The sequence below is a fragment of the Streptomyces sp. NPDC001339 genome (assembly GCF_042895955.1).
Taxonomy (GTDB): Bacteria; Actinomycetota; Actinomycetes; order Streptomycetales; family Streptomycetaceae; genus Streptomyces.
Window position 1 is genome coordinate 251,175 of the sequence record NZ_JBIAWT010000007.1, and the last position, 22,378, is coordinate 273,552.

The 22,378-nt window shown below is 72.2% G+C and carries 19 protein-coding genes; 7 read left to right on the plus strand and 12 right to left on the minus strand.

The window, feature by feature from the left end; genetic code table 11:
- Nucleotides 1-178: 178 nt before the first annotated feature.
- From ACFY12_RS22030 to ACFY12_RS22060, 7 genes are all read right to left on the minus strand, one after another.
- Nucleotides 179-1,729 carry a leucyl aminopeptidase gene (locus ACFY12_RS22030; protein ID WP_390717546.1) on the minus strand — a complete coding sequence of 517 codons (1,551 nt, stop codon included), beginning with the start codon at nucleotides 1,727-1,729 and terminating at the stop codon, nucleotides 179-181.
- Between the two features lie 208 nt (nucleotides 1,730-1,937).
- Nucleotides 1,938-2,732 (minus strand): adenosylcobinamide-GDP ribazoletransferase, encoded by a 795-nt coding sequence (locus ACFY12_RS22035; protein ID WP_390717547.1) that lies wholly within the window; start codon nucleotides 2,730-2,732, stop codon nucleotides 1,938-1,940.
- A gap of 9 nt (nucleotides 2,733-2,741) precedes the next feature.
- Nucleotides 2,742-3,506: a hypothetical protein gene (locus ACFY12_RS22040; protein ID WP_390717548.1), complete on the minus strand. Its 765-nt coding sequence runs from the start codon at nucleotides 3,504-3,506 to the stop codon at nucleotides 2,742-2,744.
- On the minus strand, nucleotides 3,503-5,194 hold the full coding sequence (locus ACFY12_RS22045; RefSeq protein WP_390717854.1) for a phosphatidylglycerol lysyltransferase domain-containing protein: 1,692 nt from the start codon (nucleotides 5,192-5,194) through the stop codon (nucleotides 3,503-3,505). Before ACFY12_RS22045 ends, ACFY12_RS22040 begins: the two co-directional genes overlap by 4 nt.
- Before the next feature lie 177 nt (nucleotides 5,195-5,371).
- On the minus strand, nucleotides 5,372-6,418 hold the full coding sequence (gene cobT / locus ACFY12_RS22050) for a nicotinate-nucleotide--dimethylbenzimidazole phosphoribosyltransferase (RefSeq protein ID WP_390717549.1): 1,047 nt from the start codon (nucleotides 6,416-6,418) through the stop codon (nucleotides 5,372-5,374).
- 126 nt (nucleotides 6,419-6,544) lie between these two features.
- Entirely contained in the window at nucleotides 6,545-7,147 is a 603-nt protein-coding gene (locus ACFY12_RS22055; protein WP_390717550.1) for a class I SAM-dependent methyltransferase, read from the minus strand.
- 195 nt (nucleotides 7,148-7,342) lie between these two features.
- The gene (locus ACFY12_RS22060) at nucleotides 7,343-8,653 is read right to left on the minus strand and encodes a bifunctional adenosylcobinamide kinase/adenosylcobinamide-phosphate guanylyltransferase (RefSeq protein WP_390717551.1); all 1,311 of its coding nucleotides are present in this window, start codon (nucleotides 8,651-8,653) and stop codon (nucleotides 7,343-7,345) included.
- Between the two features lie 339 nt (nucleotides 8,654-8,992).
- On the opposite strand from ACFY12_RS22060, the gene ACFY12_RS22065 reads away from it, so the two are divergent.
- Nucleotides 8,993-9,205, plus strand: a complete 213-nt coding sequence (locus ACFY12_RS22065; protein WP_390717552.1) for a hypothetical protein — start codon at nucleotides 8,993-8,995, stop codon at nucleotides 9,203-9,205.
- Between the two features lie 122 nt (nucleotides 9,206-9,327).
- On the opposite strand, the gene ACFY12_RS22070 is transcribed toward ACFY12_RS22065, so the two are convergent.
- Complete coding sequence (locus ACFY12_RS22070) at nucleotides 9,328-9,924, minus strand: DUF3043 domain-containing protein (RefSeq protein ID WP_390717553.1); 597 nt, start codon at nucleotides 9,922-9,924, stop codon at nucleotides 9,328-9,330.
- Between the two features lie 479 nt (nucleotides 9,925-10,403).
- Here ACFY12_RS22070 and ACFY12_RS22075 point away from each other — a divergent pair, with 479 nt between their 5' ends.
- The 5 genes from ACFY12_RS22075 to ACFY12_RS22095 all read left to right on the plus strand — a co-directional run bounded on the left by ACFY12_RS22075 (nucleotide 10,404) and on the right by ACFY12_RS22095 (nucleotide 17,249).
- Nucleotides 10,404-11,189 carry a PspA/IM30 family protein gene (locus tag ACFY12_RS22075; protein WP_390717855.1) on the plus strand — a complete coding sequence of 262 codons (786 nt, stop codon included), beginning with the start codon at nucleotides 10,404-10,406 and terminating at the stop codon, nucleotides 11,187-11,189.
- A 96-nt stretch (nucleotides 11,190-11,285) separates the two neighbouring features.
- Nucleotides 11,286-11,564 (plus strand): hypothetical protein, encoded by a 279-nt coding sequence (locus tag ACFY12_RS22080; RefSeq protein ID WP_390717554.1) that lies wholly within the window; start codon nucleotides 11,286-11,288, stop codon nucleotides 11,562-11,564.
- A gap of 197 nt (nucleotides 11,565-11,761) precedes the next feature.
- The gene (locus tag ACFY12_RS22085; RefSeq protein ID WP_390717555.1) at nucleotides 11,762-13,093 is read left to right on the plus strand and encodes a sensor histidine kinase; all 1,332 of its coding nucleotides are present in this window, start codon (nucleotides 11,762-11,764) and stop codon (nucleotides 13,091-13,093) included.
- A complete protein-coding gene (locus tag ACFY12_RS22090) occupies nucleotides 13,090-13,776 on the plus strand; it encodes a response regulator (RefSeq protein WP_390717556.1) in 687 nt (228 codons plus the stop codon). The genes ACFY12_RS22085 and ACFY12_RS22090 overlap by 4 nt, the downstream gene beginning before the upstream one ends.
- Nucleotides 13,777-14,033: 257 nt before the next feature.
- Nucleotides 14,034-17,249 (plus strand): efflux RND transporter permease subunit, encoded by a 3,216-nt coding sequence (locus ACFY12_RS22095; protein ID WP_390717557.1) that lies wholly within the window; start codon nucleotides 14,034-14,036, stop codon nucleotides 17,247-17,249.
- A gap of 57 nt (nucleotides 17,250-17,306) precedes the next feature.
- On the opposite strand, the gene ACFY12_RS22100 is transcribed toward ACFY12_RS22095, so the two are convergent.
- From ACFY12_RS22100 to nadA, 3 genes are all read right to left on the minus strand, one after another.
- Nucleotides 17,307-17,510, minus strand: a complete 204-nt coding sequence (locus ACFY12_RS22100; protein ID WP_390717558.1) for a DUF397 domain-containing protein — start codon at nucleotides 17,508-17,510, stop codon at nucleotides 17,307-17,309.
- A complete protein-coding gene (locus tag ACFY12_RS22105) occupies nucleotides 17,501-18,334 on the minus strand; it encodes a helix-turn-helix domain-containing protein (protein ID WP_390717559.1) in 834 nt (277 codons plus the stop codon). Before ACFY12_RS22105 ends, ACFY12_RS22100 begins: the two co-directional genes overlap by 10 nt.
- Before the next feature lie 224 nt (nucleotides 18,335-18,558).
- Nucleotides 18,559-19,758 (minus strand): quinolinate synthase NadA, encoded by a 1,200-nt coding sequence (gene nadA / locus ACFY12_RS22110; RefSeq protein WP_390717560.1) that lies wholly within the window; start codon nucleotides 19,756-19,758, stop codon nucleotides 18,559-18,561.
- 295 nt (nucleotides 19,759-20,053) lie between these two features.
- Here nadA and erpA point away from each other — a divergent pair, with 295 nt between their 5' ends.
- Complete coding sequence (erpA, locus tag ACFY12_RS22115; protein ID WP_066935495.1) at nucleotides 20,054-20,410, plus strand: iron-sulfur cluster insertion protein ErpA; 357 nt, start codon at nucleotides 20,054-20,056, stop codon at nucleotides 20,408-20,410.
- Between the two features lie 79 nt (nucleotides 20,411-20,489).
- On the opposite strand, the gene ACFY12_RS22120 is transcribed toward erpA, so the two are convergent.
- Nucleotides 20,490-22,094, minus strand: a complete 1,605-nt coding sequence (locus ACFY12_RS22120) for a hypothetical protein (protein WP_390717561.1) — start codon at nucleotides 22,092-22,094, stop codon at nucleotides 20,490-20,492.
- Between the last annotated feature and the right edge of the window lie 284 nt (nucleotides 22,095-22,378).

Consider the following 22,378-nt stretch of genomic DNA (forward strand, 5'->3'; position numbering starts at 1 on the left):
GTCGAGGGCGAACAGTGGGCGAAACATCGGCCGGGTCCGCCCGCACCCGTGCGCTGCCCGTACGCGCCCCCGCCTCCCCCGTCGCGCACGCAGCGTGCCGAATCCGCCGTACGCACACCGACGGCCCCGGGCGGTGCGCTCGGGGCCGTACGGACACGACGGGCCGGCCGGAACGGCGTCAGCCGAGGTCGCCCGCGGCGGTGCGCTCGGCGAGCCGCACCAGGGTGCGCACGGCGGAGCCGGTGCCGCCCTTGGGGGTGTAGCCCCAGGGCGAGCCCTCGTGGAAGGCCGGGCCCGCGATGTCGAGGTGCGCCCAGGTGATGCCCTCGCCGACGAACTCCTTCAGGAAGAGTCCGGCGGTCAGGCCGCCGCCCATCCGCTCACCCATGTTCGCGATGTCGGCGACCGGCGAGTCCATGCCCTTGCGGAGGTGGGTGGGCATCGGCATCGGCCAGGACTGCTCGCCGACCTCCTCCGCGATCTCGTGGATCGAGGTACGGAAGGCGTCGTCGTTCGCCATGATCCCGAAGTGGCGGTGGCCCAGCGCCAGCACCATCGCGCCGGTCAGCGTGGCCACGTCCACGATCGCGTCCGGCGACTCCTCCGACGCCCGGGTCAGGGCGTCGGCCAGCACCAGCCGGCCCTCGGCGTCGGTGTTGAGCACCTCGACGGTCTTCCCGCTGTACATGGTCAGCACGTCGCCGGGGCGGGTGGCGTTGCCGGACGGCATGTTCTCGGCGAGCGCCAGCCAGCCGGTGACGTTCACCTCCAGGCCCAGCCGGGCGGCGGCGACCACCGCGGCGAAGACCGCGGCCGCACCGCTCATATCGCACTTCATGGTCTCGTTGTGGCCGGCCGGCTTGAGCGAGATGCCGCCCGAGTCGTACGTGATGCCCTTGCCGACCAGTGCCAGGGTCTTGTTCGCCTTCGGGTGCGTGTGCGCGATCCGCACCAGCCGCGGCGGGGCGTCCGAGCCCTGGCCGACGCCCAGCAGGCCGCCGTAGCCGCCCTTCTTGAGCGCCTTCTCGTCCAGCACCTCGACCTTGAGGCCGAACTCCTTGGCCGCGGCCTGCGCCTGGGCCGCGAACGCCTTCGGGTCGAGGTCGTTGGAGGGGGTGTTGATCAGGTCGCGGGCGCGGTTGATCTCCGCGGCCAGCGTCTGGGCGCGCGCGGCGGCTGCCTTGAACTCCTTGTCGCGCGGCTTCGCGCCGAGGAGCGCGATCTCCGCCAGCGGCTGCGACTTGGCGTCGTTCTTCTTGCCGCCCTTGGCGTCCTTGCCGCCGTCGCCGCCGTTGCTGCGGTACGAGGTGAAGGCGTACGCGCCGAGCAGCGCGCCCTCGCTCACCGCGGCGGCCGCCTCGGCGTCCTCGACCGGCAGCGCGAAACCGGCCTTCTTGCTGCCGGCCAGCGCCCGGGCGGCGCTGCCCGCGGCCCGCCGGAGCGCCTCGTTGTCATAGGCGTCGCCCTTGGCCGGGGCGTCGCCCAGGCCGACCGCCAGCACGACCGGCGCCTTGAGGCCGTCGGCGGCGGGCAGCTTGGTCGCCTCGCCCTCGGCACCGGTCGCGCCGAGGGTCTCCAGCACGGCGGCGAGCTTGCCGCCGAAGGCCTTGTCCACGGCTTCCGCGCCGGGAGCGACGACGACGCCCTTGGCGCCCTTGGCCACGCCGACGACGACGGCGTCCGCACGCGCCGTCGCGGCGGAAGAAGTACTGAGGGTCAGTGCAGTCACGGTGATGAGAGTCCTGTTCCGTCCGGGAATCCGTTCGCGCCTGGGGCGCTGCTGCGGCCGAGCCTACGCTTGGCGGCGCCGCCAGGCCCGGCCTGAGGGAAGGTGGAATGCCGCACCGTTGCGCGGCGGTGTGCCGCATCCGGTGCCGTACGAGCCGACGGGCTGATGAACTCCCGTGAAACATAAGGGAGTTGAGCGGGGGTCAAGGTCAGCCCAGCGTCAGTACGATGAGTGCGGCCAGTCCCGCGCTCTCCGCCAGCGCGCCGAACACATCCCCGGTCACCCCGCCGAACCGCCGCCGGCAGTGGCCCAGCAGCAGCTCGCCGGCCGCCAGCCCGAGCAGCGCGGCGCTCGCGGCATGCAGTGCGCCGTACGGGCCGAAGCCGGCGCCCGCGGCCGCGGAGCCGGCGACCACCAGCACGGCGCACAGCACCGCCGCCCGCACCGGGACCGTCTCCGCGACCGCCGCGCCCAGCCCCTCCGGACGGGCCGCCGGCACCCCCGTACGGGAGGCCAGGGTCAGCGCGGCGCGCCCGGTGACCGCCGCGACCGCCGCCCCGAGCGCGCCGTACGCCCAGCCCCCGGCGTACAGCCGGTCCAGCGCGGCCACCTGGGCCAGCAGGGCGAACAGCAGGGTGACGACCCCGAACGGGCCGATGTCGGACCGCTTCATGATGCGCAGCGCGTCCCCGGCGGGCTTGCCGCTGCCCAGGCCGTCCGCGGTGTCGGCGAGCCCGTCCAGATGCAGGCCGCGGGTGAGGACGGCGGGCACCGCCGCGCTGCCGACCGCGGCCAGCAGCGGCCCGCCGCCGAGCAGCAGCACCGCCCCGCCGAGCGCCGCCGCGCACAGCCCGACCACCAGCCCGGCCAGGGGTGCGCAGAGCATCCCGCCGCGCGCCGCCGCCCGGTCCCAGCGGGTGACGCGCACCGGCAGCACGGTCAGCGTGCCGAACGCGAAGCGCAGGGCGTCGGAAGGGGCCGGGGGAGCGGGGGTCTCGGTCACCGCGGCAGGCTATCCCCGGCGCCCGCCGCCTCCGCTGCCCGCCCCCACGGCTTCGGGGGCCGGTTTCCGCCGGCGCTGCCGCAGCTCCCAGAGGCCGCACGCCACCAGGACGCCCAGGATCGCCGCGATATGTTCCTTGCCGGCCAGGTTGTTCTTGATGAACACCACTTCGAAGATCATCGCGAACACCACCAGCGAGGCGGTGAACCACGCCCGGTAGCGCCAGCAGACGAAGAGCGCCAGCCCCACCACGGCCGCCGACGGCCCGGTGTCGTTGACGTACTTGTCCGAGTCGGGCAGCCCGATGGGGCTCTGCGGGCCGATCCAGATGCCGATCCGCGCGTACATCGTCCCGCAGAGCGTGGCGACGTACGCGATCAGCAGCGTCTGCCACCGGCCCACGCAGATCTCCGCGATCCCGAAGACGACCAGGATCTGGGCCAGGGCGCCCCACACCGGAAGATCCAGCGCCGGCACGAACAGCGACAGCGGGGTGCGCAGCAGCGCCACCCACAGATGCTCCCAGGCCTGTACGGCGCCGATGTCCTGGACCGCCCGATAGCCCCAGGGCTGGTTCTGGACGAACTGGAAGACCACCGTCAGGCAGATCGCGGTGAGCGTCAGCGGAATCGCCCGCAGCTTCCGCGCGGCCAGCGCGGACCCCACCGTCCCGAAGAGCGGGCCCCACTCGGCCCGCACGGCGCGCCGCAGGACGGATCCCTCCTGCCGCCGTGGCGCGGGTGCCCTCCGCCGCTCCGCCCCAGCCGAGCTCATCTCACATTCTCCAGGTGCTTGCGGCTGCGCCACTTGGGCAGACCGGGTGCTTCCAGAAAGCCTTCCGCACGGGCGGCGGCGAGACCGATCCGCAGCACATCGGTGCTCTTTTCGAAGAGCATGTACCGCGGCTCCCAGATCGGCCGGTATTTCGCGTTGGCGCGATAGAGCGATTCGATCTGCCACCACCGCGAGAAGAAACCGAGCAGTGAGCGCCACAGGCGCAGCACCGGGCCCGCGCCGAGTCGCGCACCGCGTTCGAAGACGGAACGGAACATCGCGAAGTTCAGTGAGACCTGAGTGATCTTCACCTCTTCCGCGCGCAGGATCAGCTGGAGGACCATGAACTCGATCAGCCCGTTGTCGGAGTCGCGGTCCCGCCGCATCAGGTCCAGCGACAGGCCCTTCGCGCCCCACGGGACGAAGCTGAGCAGCGCCCGCGGCGTACCATCGGCGTCGGCGCACTCCAGCATCACGCAGCGCCCGTCCGCCGGATCGCCGAGCCGGCCCAGCGCCATCGAGAAGCCGCGCTCGGTCTCCCCGTTCCGCCAGTCGTCGGCCCGCCGCAGCAGGCGGTCCATCTCGTCCGCGGGGATGTCCTCGTGCCGCCGGATCCGGACGGTGTAGCCGGCCCGCTGTACGCGGTTGTACGCCTGGCGTACGGTGCGCATCGCCCGTCCTTCGAGGGTGAACTCGGCGGTCTCCACGAGCGCTTCGTCACCGAGCTCCAGCGCGTCCAGGCCGTGCCGGGCGTAGATCGTGCCGCCCGCCTCGCTCGCGCCCATCACGGCCGGCGTCCAGCCGTGCTCCCGGGCCTCGGCCAGCCACACCTCGATCGCCCCGGGCCAGGCCTCGGGGTCGCCCAGCGGATCGCCGGAGGCCAGCGACACCCCGCCCACCACGCGGTAGGTGACCGCCGCCTTGCCGCTGGGGGAGAACAGCACGCTCTTGTCCCGGCGCAGCGCGAAGTAGCCCAGCGAGTCGCGGTCGCCGTGCCGGGCGAGCAGCGCGCGGAGCCGCTCCTCGTCGTCCCCGGTGATCGCCTCGGTGCTGCGTACGGACCGGAACGCCGCGAGCAGGACCGCCACCAGCAGCAGCGTGCTCAGCACATTGATCGTGGCATTGGCCCAGTTCGGGGTGGCGATCCCGGGGAAGTCCCGGTCGTCGCCGGCCAGCCACACCAGCCGCATCAGGCCGTACCCCCAGCGCTGCGCGAACGTCGACGAGGCGTCCTGCGCGGTGTTGGTGACGGTGACCAGCAGCGCCGCCAGCAGCGACGTGACGAGCAGGCCGCCGGCCGCGACCGCCGCCGCCAGCTTCGGGTTCGCGCGGTCGCCCTTGGCGTTGAACTCCCGTCGGCCGGCCACCAGCGCGCCCGCGAACACCAGCGTCACCAGCAGCGACACCCAGTTCTGCGGATGCGACCGGAACCCGGGGGCCACCACCAGCGCCACACCGAACAGCAGCGACAGCAGCCCGGACAGCACCAGGTTCAGGATCCACGCCGCCCGCTTGCGCCGCCGCAGCGTCACCGCCAGCAGCAGCGAGAAGCCGGCGGACGCGAAGCCGGCCGTCAGCAGGTACGGCGTGACGTACTCGTCGACGTTGTGCCGGCGGATGTCGTTGCCGAACGACACCCACACCGCGCCCAGCAGGTTGAGGAAGGTGACCGTGCGCAGGTACCAGATGCCGAAGGCGGCACCGCGCCGTGACCAGGAACCGCGGCGGTCGTCCGGTCGCTTCTCGTCCTGTTGCGGACGGTCGTGGTCCTGCTGCGGACGGCCCGGGTCCCGGCTCAAGCGATCTCTCCCACACAGCGTATGACGGCGGATTCCATGGGGAGTCGCCGGAAGTCCGGCGCCACGTCAGTCGCGTTCGGGCAGCTCTGCCGCCAGGGCCGCGGCCGCCTGCACCAATGGCAGGGCGAGCAGCGCCCCCGTCCCCTCGCCAGCAGTGACGCCGTGATCGAGGAGAGGGTTGAGTGCGATCCGGTCCAGCGCCTTGGCCTGCGCCGGCTCGCCGCTCGCCTGGCCGGCCAGCCACCAGTCCGGCGCCCGGAACGCCACCCGCTGTGCCACCAGCGCGCAGGCCGCCGAGACCACCCCGTCCAGGATCACCGGCGTCCGGCGCACCGCGCTCTGCAGCAGGAAGCCGGTCATCGCGGCCAGATCCGCGCCGCCGACCGCGGCCAGCAGCTCCAGCTGGTCGCCGAGCACCGGCCGCGCCCGGCGCAGCGCGTCCCGGATCGCCGCGCACTTGCGCATCCACGCCAGATCGTCGATCCCCGCCCCGCCCCGCCCCGTGACCACCGACGCGTCCGTACCGCACAGCGCGGCGATCAGCGTGCTCGCGGCCGTCGTCCCGCCGACGCTCAGATCGCCCAGCACCACCAGATCGGTGCCGGAGTCCGCCTCCTCGTCCGCGATCGCCATCCCGGCCCGGAACGCCGCCTCGGCCTCCTCGGCGGTCAGCGCGTCCTCGACGTCGATCCGCCCCGAACCGCGCCGCACCCGGTGGCGGGTGACCTCCGCGGGCAGCTCCTCCGGGTCGCAGTCCACGGCCAGGTCCACCACCCGCAGTCCTACGCCCGCACGACGGGCCAGCACCGCGGCCGGGCTCGTCCCGTCCAGCACGGCCCGTACGAGGTCCTTGGTGCCGCCGGCCGGCCGGGCCGACACCCCCAGCTCCGCCACCCCGTGATCACCCGCGAACAGCAGCACCCGGGGCTGCTCGACGGGCCGCACCGGCACCCGCTGCTGCGCCGCCGCCAGCCACTCGCCCAGCTCGTCGAGCCGGCCGAGCGCCCCTGGCGGTACGGCCAGCCGCGCCCGCCGCTCCTCGGCGTCACGGCGCACCCCGCCGTCGGGGCGCTCGATCAGTCGGGCGAAGTCATCGAGGTTCAGGCTGCTCATTGGCGGCAGATTACCGGCAATACGTTCGGCATGCGGCAGGGTTGCCGGGCCGGGCGGGTGGCACGCGGCGGGGGCTGCCTGGCCGGGCGGGCTGGGCCAGCGGTTGTCTCTCGGGGGACGCCGCGGTCAGGCCGCCGGTCCCGCGCCGCCGTCACGCCGGGTCCCCGCGGGCCGTGCCCCCGTAGGCCGTGCCCCCGTAGTACGACGCCGCTCCGCCGCGAACCGGACCTCCCACACCGCCGGCCGCAGTGTCCGAAGCACCGGCAGACGGTGCGGCAGCCCGTCCGGCCGCCGGGTACGCACCGTCACGACGCCCGGATGCGCGTCCGCCAGACCGGCCGCCCACCATGACGGCGCGTCAAAGACCAGCGCACCACCGGGGAACCGTTCCGCGCACGCCGCCACCAGGGCGCGCACCGCGGGCCGCGGCAGCCGGGTCAGCACCCGGGGCGCCGCGACGACGACCCCGCGCCACGGCTCCCGTACCGCGTCCAGCCAGCCGTGGCCGCCCATCGCGCATGCGACCGTCCGCCGCCGGGCGCCGTCCGGAAACAGCATCCGGCGCAGTGCGGCGGTCTCGGGCGGTGCCACCGTCAGCCAGGTCAGCCGCCCGTTGTCCAGCCGCCAGAAGGCGTTCCCCAGCCCCTCGCCGAGGGCGATCACCGTCGCGTCCGGATGCCGCGCCAGATAGGCGCGCACCGCCGCGTCGGTCGGATCGGTTCCGGTCACGGGTCCAGAGCACCCGCCGCCGCGCCGCCGGGGCAAGCGGACACGGGCTCCGGCGGGCGCCGTTCAGCCGCGCAGCGCAAGCGCCCGTCATTCTCCGAGGGGTCTTCGAGGGGTCTCCGAGGGGGTCTTGTCTTCGGGGGGTCTCCGAGGGGGTCTCCGAGAGCCACGGACCGGCGGGTCGGCGGGGACGGACACTCAGCCGCGCAGCGCCAGCGCCTGCCCGGCCACCACCAGCAGCACCTGCTCGCACTCCGCGCCGAACGCCGCGTTCAGCCGCCCCAGTTCGTCGCGGAACCGGCGGCCCGCCGCGGTCGCCGGCACCACCCCCGACCCGACCTCGTTGCTGACCGCCACCACCGGCCGGCGCGTCGCCCGCACCGCCGCCACCAGCGCATCGGTCCGCTCGTGCAGCGCCCGCCGGCCCCCGGCCTCCCACACCGCCTCATCCCACGCCCCGACCTCGTCCATCGCGTGCGTCAGCCACAGCGCCAGACAGTCGATGAGCAGGGGTGCGGTACCGCCGCCCGGCCGCCCGTTCCCTGAGCCCGCGCCGGCCTCCGGGGCCTCCGTCCCCTCCGGGGGCTCCGTGCCCTTCAGGAGCGGCACCAGATCGCAGGTCTCCACGGTCCGCCACCCGCTGGGCCGCCGCTCGCGGTGCAGCGCGATCCGCTCGGCCCACTCCGCGTCGCCGCCCCGGGCGCCCCCGGTCGCCACGTACACCACGTCGGGGAAGGCCGCCAGCCGCCGCTCCGCCTCCACCGACTTGCCGCTGCGCGCTCCGCCCAGCACCAGCGTGCGCCGGGGCAGATCCGGTACCGCGTGATACTCCCCGACCACCAGTGAGCTGCCGTCCGGCACCGTACGGGCGCCCACCGCGGCCAGCCTCCGGTGCAGCTCGGGCCCCGGCGGAACACCGTGGTCGATATGCACCGCGACCACGTCCGTCGCCGCGTCCACCGCCCCGCCCGCCCGCAGCCGAGCCAGCGCGTCCGGCCGCCCCAGCACATCGAGCAGCAGCAGGTCGTACGGCCCGTCCCCGTCCGGGCCCGCGGGGCCGCCGGGTGTACCGGGGACACTGTTGCTGTTCAGGCCGGCCGGTGCCGCCCCCGGGGGCAGGTACAGCAGGCGCTCGCCCTCCGGGCCGGAGATCTCGTACCCGGTACCGGGGATGTCCACGGCGACGGCCCGCACCCGGTGCCCGTCCAGGAGGGCCAGCTCCCGCCCGTCGGCGACCCGGCCCGGCGTGGGCAGCCCGGCCGGCACCTCCATCGCCGGTCCGTCGTGCGGATGGGAGAGCAGCACTTGACGCACGCCCGCCAGCGACTTCCCGGCCCGGGCGGCCGCGAAGGCCGGGCCCGGTGTCAGGTCGAGCAGCAGCGCACCGTCGACGAGCAGCGCGGTCGCCGCCCGCGCCTCGTCGCCGACGGCGGTCGCACACGCGGCACACGGGCAGTCGGGACGCGGCAGCCCCCGCGGGGCCCCGGTGCCGAGGAGAGTCACATCCACACCGCCGAGTTTCTCGCGTCGTTCCCCGGTGGGCGCGGCGGGGGCACCTCTCGACACGGCCAGTCCAGTGCGGCATGTTCCCGTATGGCGGGGTGGGGCATGGGTGAAGCGCAGCCACCAACGGCTCCTGCCCGGCTCGGCATGGCGTACGGGAACACGGCTGTGGAGGGGTGGGGCATGGGTGAAGCGCAACCACCAACGGCTCCTGCCCCGGCTCGGCACGGCGTACGGGAACACGGCCGTTAAGCTGCCGATCAGCACGGAAGCACGACATGGCGGGGTGCGCCCGGGCGCGGTCCGCCTGGCACACACGTACCCGGTGGGATCCAGGAGGCGTACATGGCGTGGACGTGGCGGTTCGAGAAGGCCGACGGCACGGAGACGGAGCCGGCTGTGGAACCGGAGGAATTCACCACGCAGGGCGACGCGGAGACCTGGATCGGCGAGCAGTGGAGGGCGCTCCTCGACGGCGGCGTCGACCGGGTCTGCCTTTACGAGGACGGCACGAAGATCTACCCGATGAGCCTGCACGGGGCCGACGGCGACAGCTGAGCACGACTGAGCACGACCACGACTGAGCACGACGCGGCGGCGCGGGCCGCCGGTCATGGAACTGCCGGCCGGATCCTCAGGACCTGGCCGGCAGTCACGTCACCTCTGCGAGCTCGCCGCCACTACGGCCGCTGCCCCCGCTTGACCTGCGGCTTGGGCAGGCGCAGCCGCCGCATCTGCAGCGTCCGCATCACCGCGTACGGCTTCACGCCCTTGAGGTTGTCGTTCGGGAACCGTTCCCGCAGCAGCTTGCCCAGACGGAACCAGATCAGTGCCGAGTCGAGCACGATCAGCACGATGATCACGAGCCACATCAGCAGCGCGATGCTCTGGATCGACGGCACCCGGACCATGGTGAGCACCAGGATCACCACGGCCATCGGGAGGAAGAACTCCGCGACGCTCCAGCGCGAGTCGACGTAGTCGCGCGCGAACCGGCGCACCGGCCCCTTGTCACGGACCGGCAGATACCGCTCGTCGCCGTTGGCCAGCGCCTCCCGCTGACGGGCCATATCGGCGCGGCGGGCCTCCCGCTGGGCCTTCGCCGCCTCTTTGCGGTTGGCCGGCGTGTGCGCGCGGGTCCGGCGGTGCGCCTGGGCCTCACTTCGCTTGGGCGTCGGACGGCCCTTGGGGGCCTGCGGGTCGCGGGGCTGCTGGGGCTGGTCCGCGGTCACCTTGGCGGGCGCGGCCTGCTCATCCTTCGAACGGCTTCGGAACACAATGCCCAAGGGTACGTGCTCGCGGTGCCCGGTCCAGGATCCGACGGCCACGATCCGGCAACGGCCCCCGGCAACGGCCGCCGCCGCAGACCCCGTCCGCACCCCGCGCCCTACCGGACCCGACCGGATCCGGCCGGAGCAGCGCCCTGGACAGAACCCCGGAAAGAACCCCGGAAAGGACCTCGGACAGGTCCCGTAGGGAACCCGTACGGAACCCGTACGGAACCCGGACGCAGCGCGGACGGAACCGGGAACACCCCCCGGCAGAATGGGCGGAGCACCCCCGCCCCGGAGCCCCCCTACTCCTTGCAGGGGAGGAGACGCACTGCGCGATCGTCCTGGAGGAGGAGCGCATCCGGGCGCGAACAGTGCGGTAATGGAACCAGGGCCCGTACTGTGGGGTCTGTAGATGTGCTGGAGCCGAAGCCCGAGGCGACTCGGTCAGAAGGGGGCGCGCGAGGCCCATGAGCGATGGTGTCATGAAGCGGATGGGGATGATCTTCCGCGCGAAGGCCAACAAGGCCCTGGACCGGGCCGAAGACCCGCGCGAGACCCTCGACTACTCGTACCAGAAGCAGCTCGAACTGCTGCAGAAGGTACGTCGCGGCGTCGCCGACGTGGCGACCTCCCGCAAGCGCCTGGAGCTGCAGCTCAACCAGCTCCAGGGCCAGTCCGCCAAGCTGGAGGACCAGGGCCGCAAGGCGCTGGCGCTCGGCCGCGAGGACCTGGCCCGCGAGGCGCTGACCCGGCGCAGCGCGCTGCAGCAGCAGGTCACGGACCTGGAGACGCAGCACCAGACGCTGCAGGGCGAGGAGGAGAAGCTCACGCTGGCCGCGCAGCGGCTGCAGGCCAAGGTCGACGCCTTCCGTACGAAGAAGGAGACGATCAAGGCCACCTACACGGCCGCCCAGGCGCAGACCCGTATCGGCGAGGCGTTCTCCGGCATCTCCGAGGAGATGGGGGACGTCGGCCTGGCGATCCAGCGTGCGGAGGACAAGACCGCACAGCTCCAGGCCCGGGCCGGTGCCATCGACGAGCTGATGGCGTCCGGCGCGCTGGACGACCCGTCGGGTATGGCCAAGGACGACATCACCGCCGAGCTGGACCGGCTCTCCGGCGGCAGCGATGTCGAACTGGAGCTGCAGCGGATGAAGGCCGAGCTGTCGGGCGGCCCGTCGGCCGGCAAGCAGGCGCTGGAGAGCGGCCAGGGCGGCCAGGCCCAGCCCGCTCCGCAGCAGCAACAGCCGCGTTTCGACAAGCAGTGACGGCCGGCGGCGGCTAGCCTCGCAGGGGACCGCTCTGCGACCGCTGGCCGAGCCGGCTCACTGAGATCGTCGGGACACCGGACAAGGGAGACCGTCGTGATCGTACGGATCATGGGGGAGGGCCAGGTGAAGGTGGCCGATTCCCACTTCATCGAGCTCAACAAGCTGGACGACGAGCTGCTCGAGGAGATGGAGGGCGGCGATCAGGAGGGTTTCCGGCGCACGCTCGGTGCCCTGCTGGACGCGGTACGCCGGCTGGGCGAGCCCCTGCCGGACGACGCCCTGGAGCCGTCGGAGCTGATCCTCCCGCCCGAGTCCGCCTCGCTCGACGAGGTGCGCGAGATGCTCAGCGACGACGGCCTCATCCCGGGCTGACCACACCACTCCCGGGCTGACCACCCCCGGCGGCCCGCCCGCCATGCCCTTCCAGCGCATCACGGCCGCCTGACAGCACCATCCGCACCACCACACATCCGTCCGTATACCGCACACCGCATTCCGCACACCGCGCACTTCCCTACGGACACCGCGCCCCGGCCCGCCCTCGGACCGGGGCGCTACCGTGTGCTCTTGTGAGTCTCCTCGACCCCGGTCCGGACGGGCCCCGCGCCGTCGGCCGCTTCCAGTGGCACCGGAGGCATCCGCTGGCGCTCGACGCCGCCCTGGCGGTGGCCGCCTTCGCGTGCATCCTGGGCGGTGCGGTGGTCGACCCGCACCGCGTCCACGGTCCGCGGTTCGCGCCCGAGCACCTCACCGCGACGACCGTGGTGCTGGCGGCACTGGCCTGCACCGCCCTGGTGTTCCGCCGCCGGCTGCCCCGTACGGTCCTGGCCGTCACGGGCGCGCTGACCCTCGTCGGACTGGTCGCCCGCGACGGCGATCTGCGCGCCCCGGTGGCCGCCGCCGCGGTGATCGCGCTCTACAGCCTCGCCGCGCGGACGGACCGCCCCACGACATGGCGGATCGGCGCGCTGACCGTCGTCGTACTGACCGCCTCCGCGCTGCTCTACGGGCCCCGCCCCTGGTACGCGCAGCAGAACATCGCGATCTTCGCCTGGACGGGCATGGCCGCGGCGGCCGGCGACGCGGTCCGCAGCCGCCGGGCCTATGTGAACGCCATCCGCGAGCGGGCCGAGCGGGCCGAGCGGACGCGTGAGGAGGAGGCCCGCCGCCGGGTCGCCGAGGAGCGTATGCGCATCGCCCGTGAGCTGCACGATGTCGTCGCCCACCACATCGCCCTGGTCAACGTCCAGGCGGGCGTGGCCTCCCATGTCATGGACAGCCGGCCCGACCAGGCGAAGGAGGCGCTGGCGCACGTCCGCGAGGCGTCCCGCTCGGCGCTGGACGAGCTCCGCGCCACGGTCGGCCTGCTGCGGCAGTCCGACGACCCGACGGCTCCCACCGAGCCCGCCCCGGGCCTGGGCCTCCTCGACCCGCTCACGGAGGGTTTCGTCCGCGCCGGGCTCCCCGTCGACCTGGACGTCCCGGAGGAGCTGGGGCAGCTGCCCGCCTCCGTCGACCTCACCGCGTACCGCGTGGTCCAGGAGGCGCTCACCAACGTCCACAAGCACGCCGGGAAGGGCGCCCGCGCCACGGTCCGGATCGTGCGGTCCAGGACGGCGCTGACCGTGACCGTCCTGGACGACGGCGCGGGCCGGGCCGGCGTCCCCCGCCAGAAGGGCGGCAGCCGGCCGGTTGTGGAGCCGGGTGACCGGCCTGCCACGGAGCCCGGCGCGGACGACGGCGGGCCGGAGGGCAGCGGCGGCGGCCACGGCCTGATCGGCATGCGCGAACGCGTCTCCGCCCTGCGCGGCACGGTCGCCACGGGCCCCCGCGCGGCCGGCGGCTTCCAGGTACGGGTCACCCTTCCGCTCCAGACCGTCCGCACGGGGGAGACAGCATGACGATCAAGGTCCTCCTCGCCGACGACCAGGCGCTCCTTCGCAGTGCGTTCCGGGTGCTGGTGGATTCCGAGCCGGATATGCGGGTGGTGGGGGAGGCCTCGGACGGCGCCGGGGCGTACGAGCTGACGAAGGCCGAGCGGCCCGATGTGGTGCTGATGGACATCCGGATGCCGGGGGTGGACGGCATCGCCGCGACCCGCATGATCACCGAGGACCCGGAGCTCACCGACGTCCGGGTGGTGATCCTGACGACCTTCGAGGTCGACGACTACGTGGTGGAGGCGCTGCGGAACGGCGCCAGCGGGTTCCTGGGCAAGGGCGCCGAGCCGGACGAGATGCTGGGGGCGATCCGTATCGCGGCCGCCGGTGAGGCGCTGCTGTCGCCCGTCGCGACCAAGGGCCTGATCGCCAAGTTCCTCGCCCAGGGCGGCAGTTCGGGCGACGGCGGGCCCGGCGTCCCGGGCGCGGAGCGGCTGGCGGCGCTGACCGGCCGGGAGCGCGAGGTGCTGGTACTGGTGGCCGGCGGGCACTCCAACGACGAGATCGCCGAGCGGCTCGCGGTCAGCCCGCTCACGGTCAAGACGCACGTCAACCGCGCGATGGCGAAACTGGGCGCCCGCGACCGCTCCCAGCTGGTGGTCATCGCGTACGAGTCGGGGCTGGTACGCCCACGGGCGCAGTAGAGGCCGGGAAATCCCCTACTGCGAACGCGGTACGGGCCGGGGCCGGAAACCGACCTGCGAGCGAGGAAAACCGGTCCGGCCATGGGCGAAGGTGAAGTCGAAGGGGAAAACGGGGCCGGTGAAAGGTCCTGCCACCGGGCCCGCGCGGGCCTGACGTCCTTGCCATGGACAGGTCTGCCATGGACAGGTCTGCCACAGACAACGTCTGCCCTCAGCACGTAGCACCGCCTCCGCAACAGAAGAGAGAACCCCCACCCATGTCCTGGCTGTCCCGCCTCAGCCTCGTACAACGGGGCCTGATAGCGCTGATGTCGATCGTCGCGGTCGTCTTCGGCGCGATCGCGATACCCCAGCTCAAGCAGCAGCTCCTGCCCTCCATCGACCTTCCGATGGTCTCCGTGCTGGCCCCGTACCAGGGCGCCTCTCCCGACGTCGTCGAGAAGCAGGTGATCGAGCCGCTGGAGGACGGTGTCCAGGCGGTCGACGGCATCAAGAGCGTCACCTCGACATCGAGCGAGGGCAATGGCGTCATCATGGCGCAGTTCGACTACGGCAACGACACCGACCGTCTGGTCGCCGATGTCCAGCAGGCCGTCAACCGCGCCCGCGCCAAGCTGCCCAAGGACGTCGACCCGCAGGTCGTGGCCGGCTCGACGGACGACATCCCGACCGTCGTCCTCGCCGCCTCCTCCTCCACCAAGGACCAGCAGGCCCTCGCCGACCAGCTGCGCCGCAGCGTGGTCCCGGACCTGAAGAACATCGACGGCGTCAGCCAGGTCACCGTGAGCGGCGTCCAGGACCGGATCGTCGCGGTCACCCCCGACGACGAGAAGCTCGCCGCCGCCGGGCTCACCACCCAGGCGCTCGGTCAGGCCCTCAAGGCCGGCGGGACGTCGGTGCCCGCCGGATCCTTCGCCGAGCACGGGAAGAGCAAGACCGTGCAGGTCGGCGCCGGCCTCACCTCCGTCGCCCAGATCAAGGACCTGACCGTGGCCCCGGCCCCGGGCGCCGGCGGCGCGGGTGCGGGCGGTGCGGGTGCGGGAGCGGCCGCCGGACGGTCCGCCGAGCCGGTCCGGATCGGCGATATCGCCACCGTCAAGGAGGAGCAGGCCACCCCGACCTCCCTCACCCGCACCGACGGCAAGCCCAGCCTCGCCGTGACGGTGACCATGGACCAGGACGGCAGCGCGGTCGCGATCTCCGACGCGGTCAAGGACAAGCTGGACCGGATCCGTCAGGACCTGGGCAAGGGCGCCGAGGTCACGGTCGTCTCCGACCAGGGCCCGGCGGTCTCGAAGTCCATCGAGTCGCTGACGACCGAGGGCCTGCTCGGCCTCGTCATGGCCGTCATCGTCATCCTGGTCTTCCTGCTCAGCCTGCGCTCGACCCTGGTCACCGCGGTCTCCATCCCGCTCTCGGTCGTCATCACGCTCATCGTGCTGTGGACCCGTGACCTCTCCCTCAACATGCTCACCCTCGGCGCGCTGACCATCGCGATCGGCCGCGTCGTCGACGACTCCATCGTCGTCCTGGAGAACATCAAGCGGCACCTGGGCTACGGCGAGGAGCGCCGCGAGGCCATCCTCGCCGCGGTGCGGGAAGTATCCGGAGCGATCACCTCCTCCACCCTCACCACGGTCGCGGTCTTCCTCCCGATCGGTGTGGTCGGCGGCATGGTCGGCGCGCTCTTCGGCTCCTTCTCGCTGACCGTGACCGTCGCCCTGCTCGCCTCGCTGCTCGTCTCCCTGACGGTCGTCCCGGTCCTCTCGTACTGGTTCCTGCGCGCCCCGGAGGCTGTGACATCTGAGGGCTCGGGCGCCGGCGCCGACGAACTGCGCCGCGCCGCCGAGGAGAAGGAGACCCGCAGCCCGCTGCAGCGCCTCTACGTCCCGGTGCTGCGCTTCGCCACCCGCCGCCGGGTCACCAGCCTGGTCATCGCCGTCGTCATCCTCATCGGGACGTTCGGCATGGGCCCGCTGCTGAAGACCAACTTCTTCGACCAGGGCGACCAGGACACCCTCACCCTCAAGCAGGAGCTCACGCCCGGCACCAGCCTCGGGGCGACCGACGCTCAGGCCAAGAAGGTCGAGAAACTGCTCGCGGCCAACGACGACATCGCCGACTACCAGGTCACCATCGGCTCCTCCGGCTTCATGGCGGCCTTCGGCGGCGGCACCGGCGCCAACCAGGCCTCCTACCAGGTCCGGCTGAAGGACGCGGCGGACTCCGGCAAGGTCACCGACGACCTGCGGGCCTCGCTCGACAAGCTCGGCCCGGCGATCGGCGACACCACCGTCGCTGCGGGAGGCGGCGGCTTCGGCAACCAGAATCTCAGCGTGGTCGTCAAGGCCGGCGACGCCGACGTCCTGAAGAAGGCCGGTGAGCAGGTCCGTAAGGCCGTCGCCGGACTCGACGACGTCACCGACGTCCAGAGCGACCTCGCGCAGAGCGTCCCGCGGATCTCCGTGACGCCCAACGCCAAGGCGGCCGCGGCCGGTTACGACCAGGCCACGCTCGGCGCGGCGGTCGCCCAGGCGGTCCGCGGCACCCCCAGCGGCACGGCCGTCCTGGACGACACCGAGCGCGACATCGTCATCAAGGCGGCCCACCCGGCCACCACCGAGGACGAGTTGCGGAACCTGTCCGTCCCGACGTCGGCGGGCCCGGCGAAGCTCGGCAGCATCGCCACCGTCGAGACCGTGCCCGGCCCGGTCCGGATGACCCGGACCGACGGGGCCCGCTCGGCCACCATCACCGCCAAGCCGACCGGCGACAACACCGGCGCGGTCAGCGCGAAACTGCAGAGCACGATCGACGGCCTGAAGCTGCCGGACGGCGCCACCGCGAAGATCGGCGGTGTCTCCCAGGACCAGTCCGAGGCCTTCTCCAAGCTCGGCCTGGCCATGCTGGCGGCCATCGCGATCGTCTTCATGCTCCTGGTCGGCACCTTCCGGTCGCTGATCCAGCCGCTGATCCTCCTCGTCTCCATCCCCTTCGCGGCCACCGGCGCGGTCGGCCTGCTGGTCGCCACCGGCACCCCGATGGGCGTCCCGGCGATGATCGGCATGCTGATGCTGATCGGCATCGTGGTCACCAACGCCATCGTGCTGATCGACCTGATCAACCAGTACCGCGCCCAGGGTTACGGCGTCGTCGAGGCGGTCATCGAGGGCGGCCGCCACCGCCTCCGCCCGATCCTGATGACCGCGCTGGCCACGATCATGGCGCTGCTGCCGATGGCGCTGTCCCTCACCGGCGACGGCGGCTTCATCTCCCAGCCGCTGGCCGTGGTCGTGATCGGCGGTCTGATCACCTCCACCCTCCTCACCCTCCTCCTCGTCCCGACGCTCTACGCGATGATCGAACTCCGCAAGGAGCGCCGGGCGAAGAAGAAGGCCGCCAAGCGGGCGGGGAGGGCCGGCGACGCACAGCCCGAGGAGACCGACCGCACGCCGGAACCGGCGGGCGTGTAGCACAACAAGGGTTCAGCCCGTCCCGACGACTTCACCGGGACGGGCTGAACTGCGTTTTCAGCGACCGGACTTGATCGCCTCGACGAAGGCCGTCCAGGCCGGGGCCGATATGGCCAGAGTGGGGCCGTGCGGGTTCTTGCTGTCCCGTACGGGGACGATGCTGGGGGAGCCGTCGGCGACCTCGACACAGCCCGCATTCTCCGTGTTGCTGTAGCTGCTCTTACGCCAAGTGGCGTTGCCCAGCTCGGGGCTTACTCGCATGGCAGGTACCTCTCCATCGCCTTCCGGATCCTCTCCGCAGAATCCCGTGGTGACAGAGCGTATGCCCGAAGCTTGTCGTAGAGCGCCACACGGCGATTCACATCTGTCAGGTCCTCGAAGAGGCGGCCGTCGACATGGCTCTCTTCCCAGGCCACCGTTTGCCCGACCGAGGACTTCACGAGCCACAGCGGGCCCGCCATCAGCACGTGTTCGCCGTGCTCGAAGGGGAGCACCTGAATCGTGCGGGTCGGCGTATCGACCTGTGAAAGCAATGCGTTCAGCTGTGCGTGCATGACCTGGGGGCCGCCAACAGGGCGGCAGAGGATCGCCTCGTCCAGGATCGCCCAAAGCCGCCTGGACGCAGCGGAACGCAGTTGCTCTTGACCGGCGAGCCGAGCCTGCACACGCTCCTCGATCATCTCCGGCGTAACGTCGGGAGGGAGGCTGAGCAGGGCGCGAGCGTACGCCTCGGTCTGTAGCGGCCCAGGCACGAACTGCGTCTCGAAGACCTCGATGGCCTCTGCCTGCGCCTGGAAGTCCAGAAGCCGCCGGTACTGGTCCGGATGCGTCTCCTTCCTGGCCAGCTGATACAGGCCGTAGAAGTGCTTGCCCGTACCGAACGCCGCATCCAGCGCCGACGGCAATTCCGGCGGCGGCATCAGCTCCGCCGTCTCGACCCGGGCCAGTTGGCTCTTGCTGGAGTTCACGATGCCGGCCAGTTGCACCAGCGACAGCTTCGCCTCCTCCCGGTGGCGGCGCTGTTCGGAGCCGAAGTAATGCCGGGCCGATACGTACGGCGTCAGGGACTTGGGTGTGAACGTCATCTGCTCCGACTCCCGGTCTTTCGGCTGATCCCGTGCTCAACGAGGGGGCGGCAAGCCTCCGTTGAACTCACATGCCGCAGAGCGACTGTGGCGATACAGACGGTAAGGGCAGTCGGGATCCGAACTCCAGGCGAGAGAACTTCGCAACCGTTCGGGGTGGGGCGGGCAGCGGGTGGGGAGGTCCCCCGGAGGACCTCCCCACCCGGGGATGCACCGGGGATGCGCTACGGCAGGGCCAGCATCCGCTCCAGGGCCAGCTTGGCGAAGCTCTCGGTCTCCTTGTCGACCTCGATGCGGTTGACGGTCTTGCCGGCGGCCAGCGACTCCAGGGCCCAGACCAGGTGGGGGAGGTCGATGCGGTTCATGGTCGAGCAGAAGCAGACCGTCTTGTCGAGGAAGACGATCTCCTTGTCGTCCGCAGCGAAACGGTTCGCCAGGCGGCGGACGAGGTTCAGCTCTGTACCGATGGCCCACTTCGAGCCGCGCGGGGCGGCCTCCAGGGTCTGGATGATGTGCTCCGTCGAACCGACGTAGTCCGCCGCCGCCACGACCTCGTGCTTGCACTCGGGGTGGACCAGGACGTTGACGCCGGGGATGCGCGCGCGGACGTCGTTCACGGAGTCGAGCGAGAAGCGGCCGTGGACGGAGCAGTGGCCCCGCCACAGGATCATCTTGGCCGCCCGCAGCTGCTCGACGGTCAGGCCGCCGTTAGGCCGGTGCGGGTTGTAGACCACGCAGTCGTCCAGCGACAGGCCCATGTCGCGGACGGCGGTGTTGCGGCCCAGGTGCTGGTCCGGGAGGAAGAGGACCTTGGTGGAGCCGGGCTCACCCTGCTCGAAGGCCCAGGTCAGGGCGCGCTTGGCGTTGGAGGAGGTGCAGATCGTGCCGCCGTGCTTGCCGGTGAAGGCCTTGATGTCGGCGGAGGAGTTCATGTACGAGACCGGCACGACCTGCTCGGCTATCCCGGCCTCGGTGAGGACGTCCCAGCACTCGGCGACCTGCTCGGCGGTCGCCATGTCGGCCATCGAACAGCCGGCGGCCAGGTCGGGGAGGATGACGTGCTGGTCGTCGCCGGTGAGGATGTCGGCCGACTCGGCCATGAAGTGCACGCCGCAGAAGACGATGTACTCGGCGTCCGGCCGGGCCGCGGCGTCCCGCGCCAGCTTGAAGGAGTCACCGGTCACGTCGGCGAACTCGATGACCTCGTCGCGCTGGTAGTGGTGCCCGAGGATGAAGACCTTGTCCCCGAGCTTCTCCTTGGCCGCGCGGGCGCGGGCGACGAGGTCGGGGTCCGAGGGGGCCGGCAGGTCGCCGGGGCACTCCACACCGCGCTCGCTCCTGGGGTCGGCCTCACGGCCGAGGAGGAGCAGCGCCAGCGGCGTCGGCTGGACGTCCAGGGGCTGGGCGGTGGTCACGACACGCACCCTCTCTTCTCTGCGGTCTCTGCGGACAGCGTGGAGGCACGCGCCGCGATCCGGGGCGCATGCCTTTTCGTCTATTTGACGCTATCTATCATAGCCGCTTCACGTCACTTTGACGATGGCCATAGTGTCGATGTGACGCACCAGCCCCCGGTGCGTGCGATCGGCCACCAGTTCCCGCCTGTCGGTGTGCGAGCATGGGAAGACAAGTGCGCGAGCCGGAATTAATCCGGGACGCCATCGGTTCTCCCTGAGGCAACCGATGGCAAGCGGTCCGTACAACCCGGGAGAGATGTAGATGAGCGTGCAGGACGAGAAGACCACCGTCAGCGACGGCATCATCCTGTCCGACGCGGCCGCGTCGAAGGTCAAGAGCCTGCTGGAGCAGGAAGGCCGGGAGGACCTCGCGCTGCGGGTGGCCGTTCAGCCCGGTGGCTGCTCCGGCCTGCGCTACCAGCTCTTCTTCGACGAGCGCTCGCTGGACGGCGACGTGGTCAAGGAGTTCGACGGCGTCAAGGTCGTCACCGACCGTATGAGCGCCCCCTACCTGGGCGGTGCCTCCATCGACTTCGTCGACACCATCGAGAAGCAGGGCTTCACGATCGACAACCCGAACGCCACGGGCTCCTGCGCCTGCGGCGACTCCTTCAGCTGAGCCCGTACGGCGACAGACGTGGAGAAGGCGGCGTCCCCTTGGGGCGCCGCCTTCCTCGTACAGGGGCACTGCCTTCCGGTCAGAGCTTCGGTACGGCCTGCCCGGTCGACACGTCGATCACCTTCCGGCCGTCCAGCGGCCGCTCCAGCGTGACGGTCCTGGTGAACTCCTTGGCGATCTTCACGCAGACCTGACCCGGCTCCTTGTCCCGGCCGGTGACCGTGACCTTCACCGCCGTGGCGGACTCCTCGGCGCTGACCGAGTAGACGCTGCACACGCCGCCCCAGAAGTGCACGGTCAGCTTCCGCTCGCCGTCCCCCACGGCGTACGACTCCAGCGCCATCGCCCCGGGCTTCCCGGACGGGCCCTTGGGGGCCGGAGCCTTGTGCGCCAGGTACTTCGGGTCCACCGCGGGGTGCGCGACGGTCGTCGTGGCGGCGTCCGGGCCGGTTCCGGCGTGCGCCTGGCGGACCGTGTAGAGCCATGACGGGACCAGCGCCGGGCCGCCGTTCACGTACTGCACCGCGAGCCCGAAGCGCGCGCCGGTCACCTCGGCCGGCTTCTGCCCCTTCGTCGGCGCCGGCTCACAGGGCGCGATCCCGCCCTTTCCGCCCTTCGCGGCGTCCGGGGCGGGCACCGAGGGGCACCCGGCCGGTGTGCGGCCGCCACCCGAGTTCAGCTGGTCCAGTGTCTTGCCGGCGCTCAGTACGGGGTAGACCGCACCCTTCGCCGGCTGCGCCAACTGGCCGCTGCCGCCGACCACTTGGCCGTCCGAGCCGACCTGGAGATCGCTCTGCCAGCCATACGTCGGCAGTCCGCCGAGTACCGGGTCGGCGGTCACGATCCGCACCGCGCCGGACAGTCCGCTCGTATCCAGCCGGGCGTTCTGCTGACCGAGCGCCGCGAGCACCGGCCGTACCGCCTCCTTGGCCTTCTCCGGCGACACCGCGTCCTTGCCGCTGGCGTCGTCCTGGGCCGTGGCGTCCGCGCCGCCGCGGTACGAGGGGCAGCCGGGCCGGCTCGACGCGGCGCCGCCCGCGCCCTGCTGGCCCGTACCGCCCTTGGGGGGCTTGGGGGAGGCGGGCAGTGCGCAGTGGGTGCCGCCGGGCGTGCCGTACTGCGAGAACGTCCAGGAGCCCGAGCCGGTCTTGTTCACCTGGAGGAAAGGCCCACGGGCGTCCGGGGTGGCCTCGCCGACCTTCCAGGTGGCGCCCTCCGACCGGACCTTTCCGGCCACATCCAGCGCCTTCGCCAGCCGTTCCACCGACTCCCGGCTGATCTCGCCCTTGGGGCGGTAGACGGGCGCGGAGCCCGGCCCGTCGGGCAGCTCCGCCACGGCCCGGTACTTCGCGCCCTGCGGATTGGGCTCACCGACCGCGATGGATCCGCCCGTGGATCCGCCCGTGGAGCCGCCTGTGGATCCGCCCGTGTAGCCGTCGAGGGCGAGCGGCGGGGGATCGGTCCGGCCCGCGGAGCCCGTACCCGCGCCCGCTCCGGTGTCGTCGCGCCCCGACGCGGACGAGGCCCAGTACGCCGCGCCGCCCCCGGCCAGCAGTACCGCGGCTGCCACCGAGGCGACCAGCGCCGGGCTGCGCCGCCCGCGTTCTTTGGGGTGGTCCCGGGAGTCCGGAGAGTCCGGGGAATCCGGGGAGTCCGGGTTCCGGGGGGTGTCCTCGGTGTTCACCGCATCGCTCCTTCAGCTCCGCTGAACATCTTCCGCTGAACATCTGACGTGCCGCCCTTGGTGGGTGGACGCCGATGGGACGGAGCGGGGGCGCGCACGGTTCCCTGCGAGCCCCCGCGTCCCTGCGAGCTCCCGCGCGGCACCTGAATGGCCCCGAACAGCTCAGCGGCCCTTCGGTGCGGCGACGCGCGGTGTGATGCCCCTCACAGATCCGGCCGGAGGAGCCGCGGGCTTGGTCATGCAGGCACCGCACGACGTCGCATACCGGGGTGAAACGTCTACCA

Excerpts from the sequence above, each read along its gene's own strand:
- ACFY12_RS22065 (WP_390717552.1), top strand. The coding sequence starts at position 8,993 with ATGGCGTGGACGTGGCGGTTCGAGAAGGCCGACGGCACGGAGACGGAG.
- cobT (WP_390717549.1), bottom strand. The coding sequence starts at position 6,418 with ATGAGCAGCCTGAACCTCGATGACTTCGCCCGACTGATCGAGCGCCCC.
- ACFY12_RS22105 (WP_390717559.1), bottom strand. The coding sequence starts at position 18,334 with ATGACGTTCACACCCAAGTCCCTGACGCCGTACGTATCGGCCCGGCAT.
- ACFY12_RS22040 (WP_390717548.1), bottom strand. The coding sequence starts at position 3,506 with ATGAGCTCGGCTGGGGCGGAGCGGCGGAGGGCACCCGCGCCACGGCGG.
- erpA (WP_066935495.1), top strand. The coding sequence starts at position 20,054 with ATGAGCGTGCAGGACGAGAAGACCACCGTCAGCGACGGCATCATCCTG.
- ACFY12_RS22095 (WP_390717557.1), top strand. The coding sequence starts at position 14,034 with ATGTCCTGGCTGTCCCGCCTCAGCCTCGTACAACGGGGCCTGATAGCG.
- ACFY12_RS22090 (WP_390717556.1), top strand. The coding sequence starts at position 13,090 with ATGACGATCAAGGTCCTCCTCGCCGACGACCAGGCGCTCCTTCGCAGT.
- ACFY12_RS22075 (WP_390717855.1), top strand. The coding sequence starts at position 10,404 with ATGAAGCGGATGGGGATGATCTTCCGCGCGAAGGCCAACAAGGCCCTG.
- ACFY12_RS22100 (WP_390717558.1), bottom strand. The coding sequence starts at position 17,510 with ATGCGAGTAAGCCCCGAGCTGGGCAACGCCACTTGGCGTAAGAGCAGC.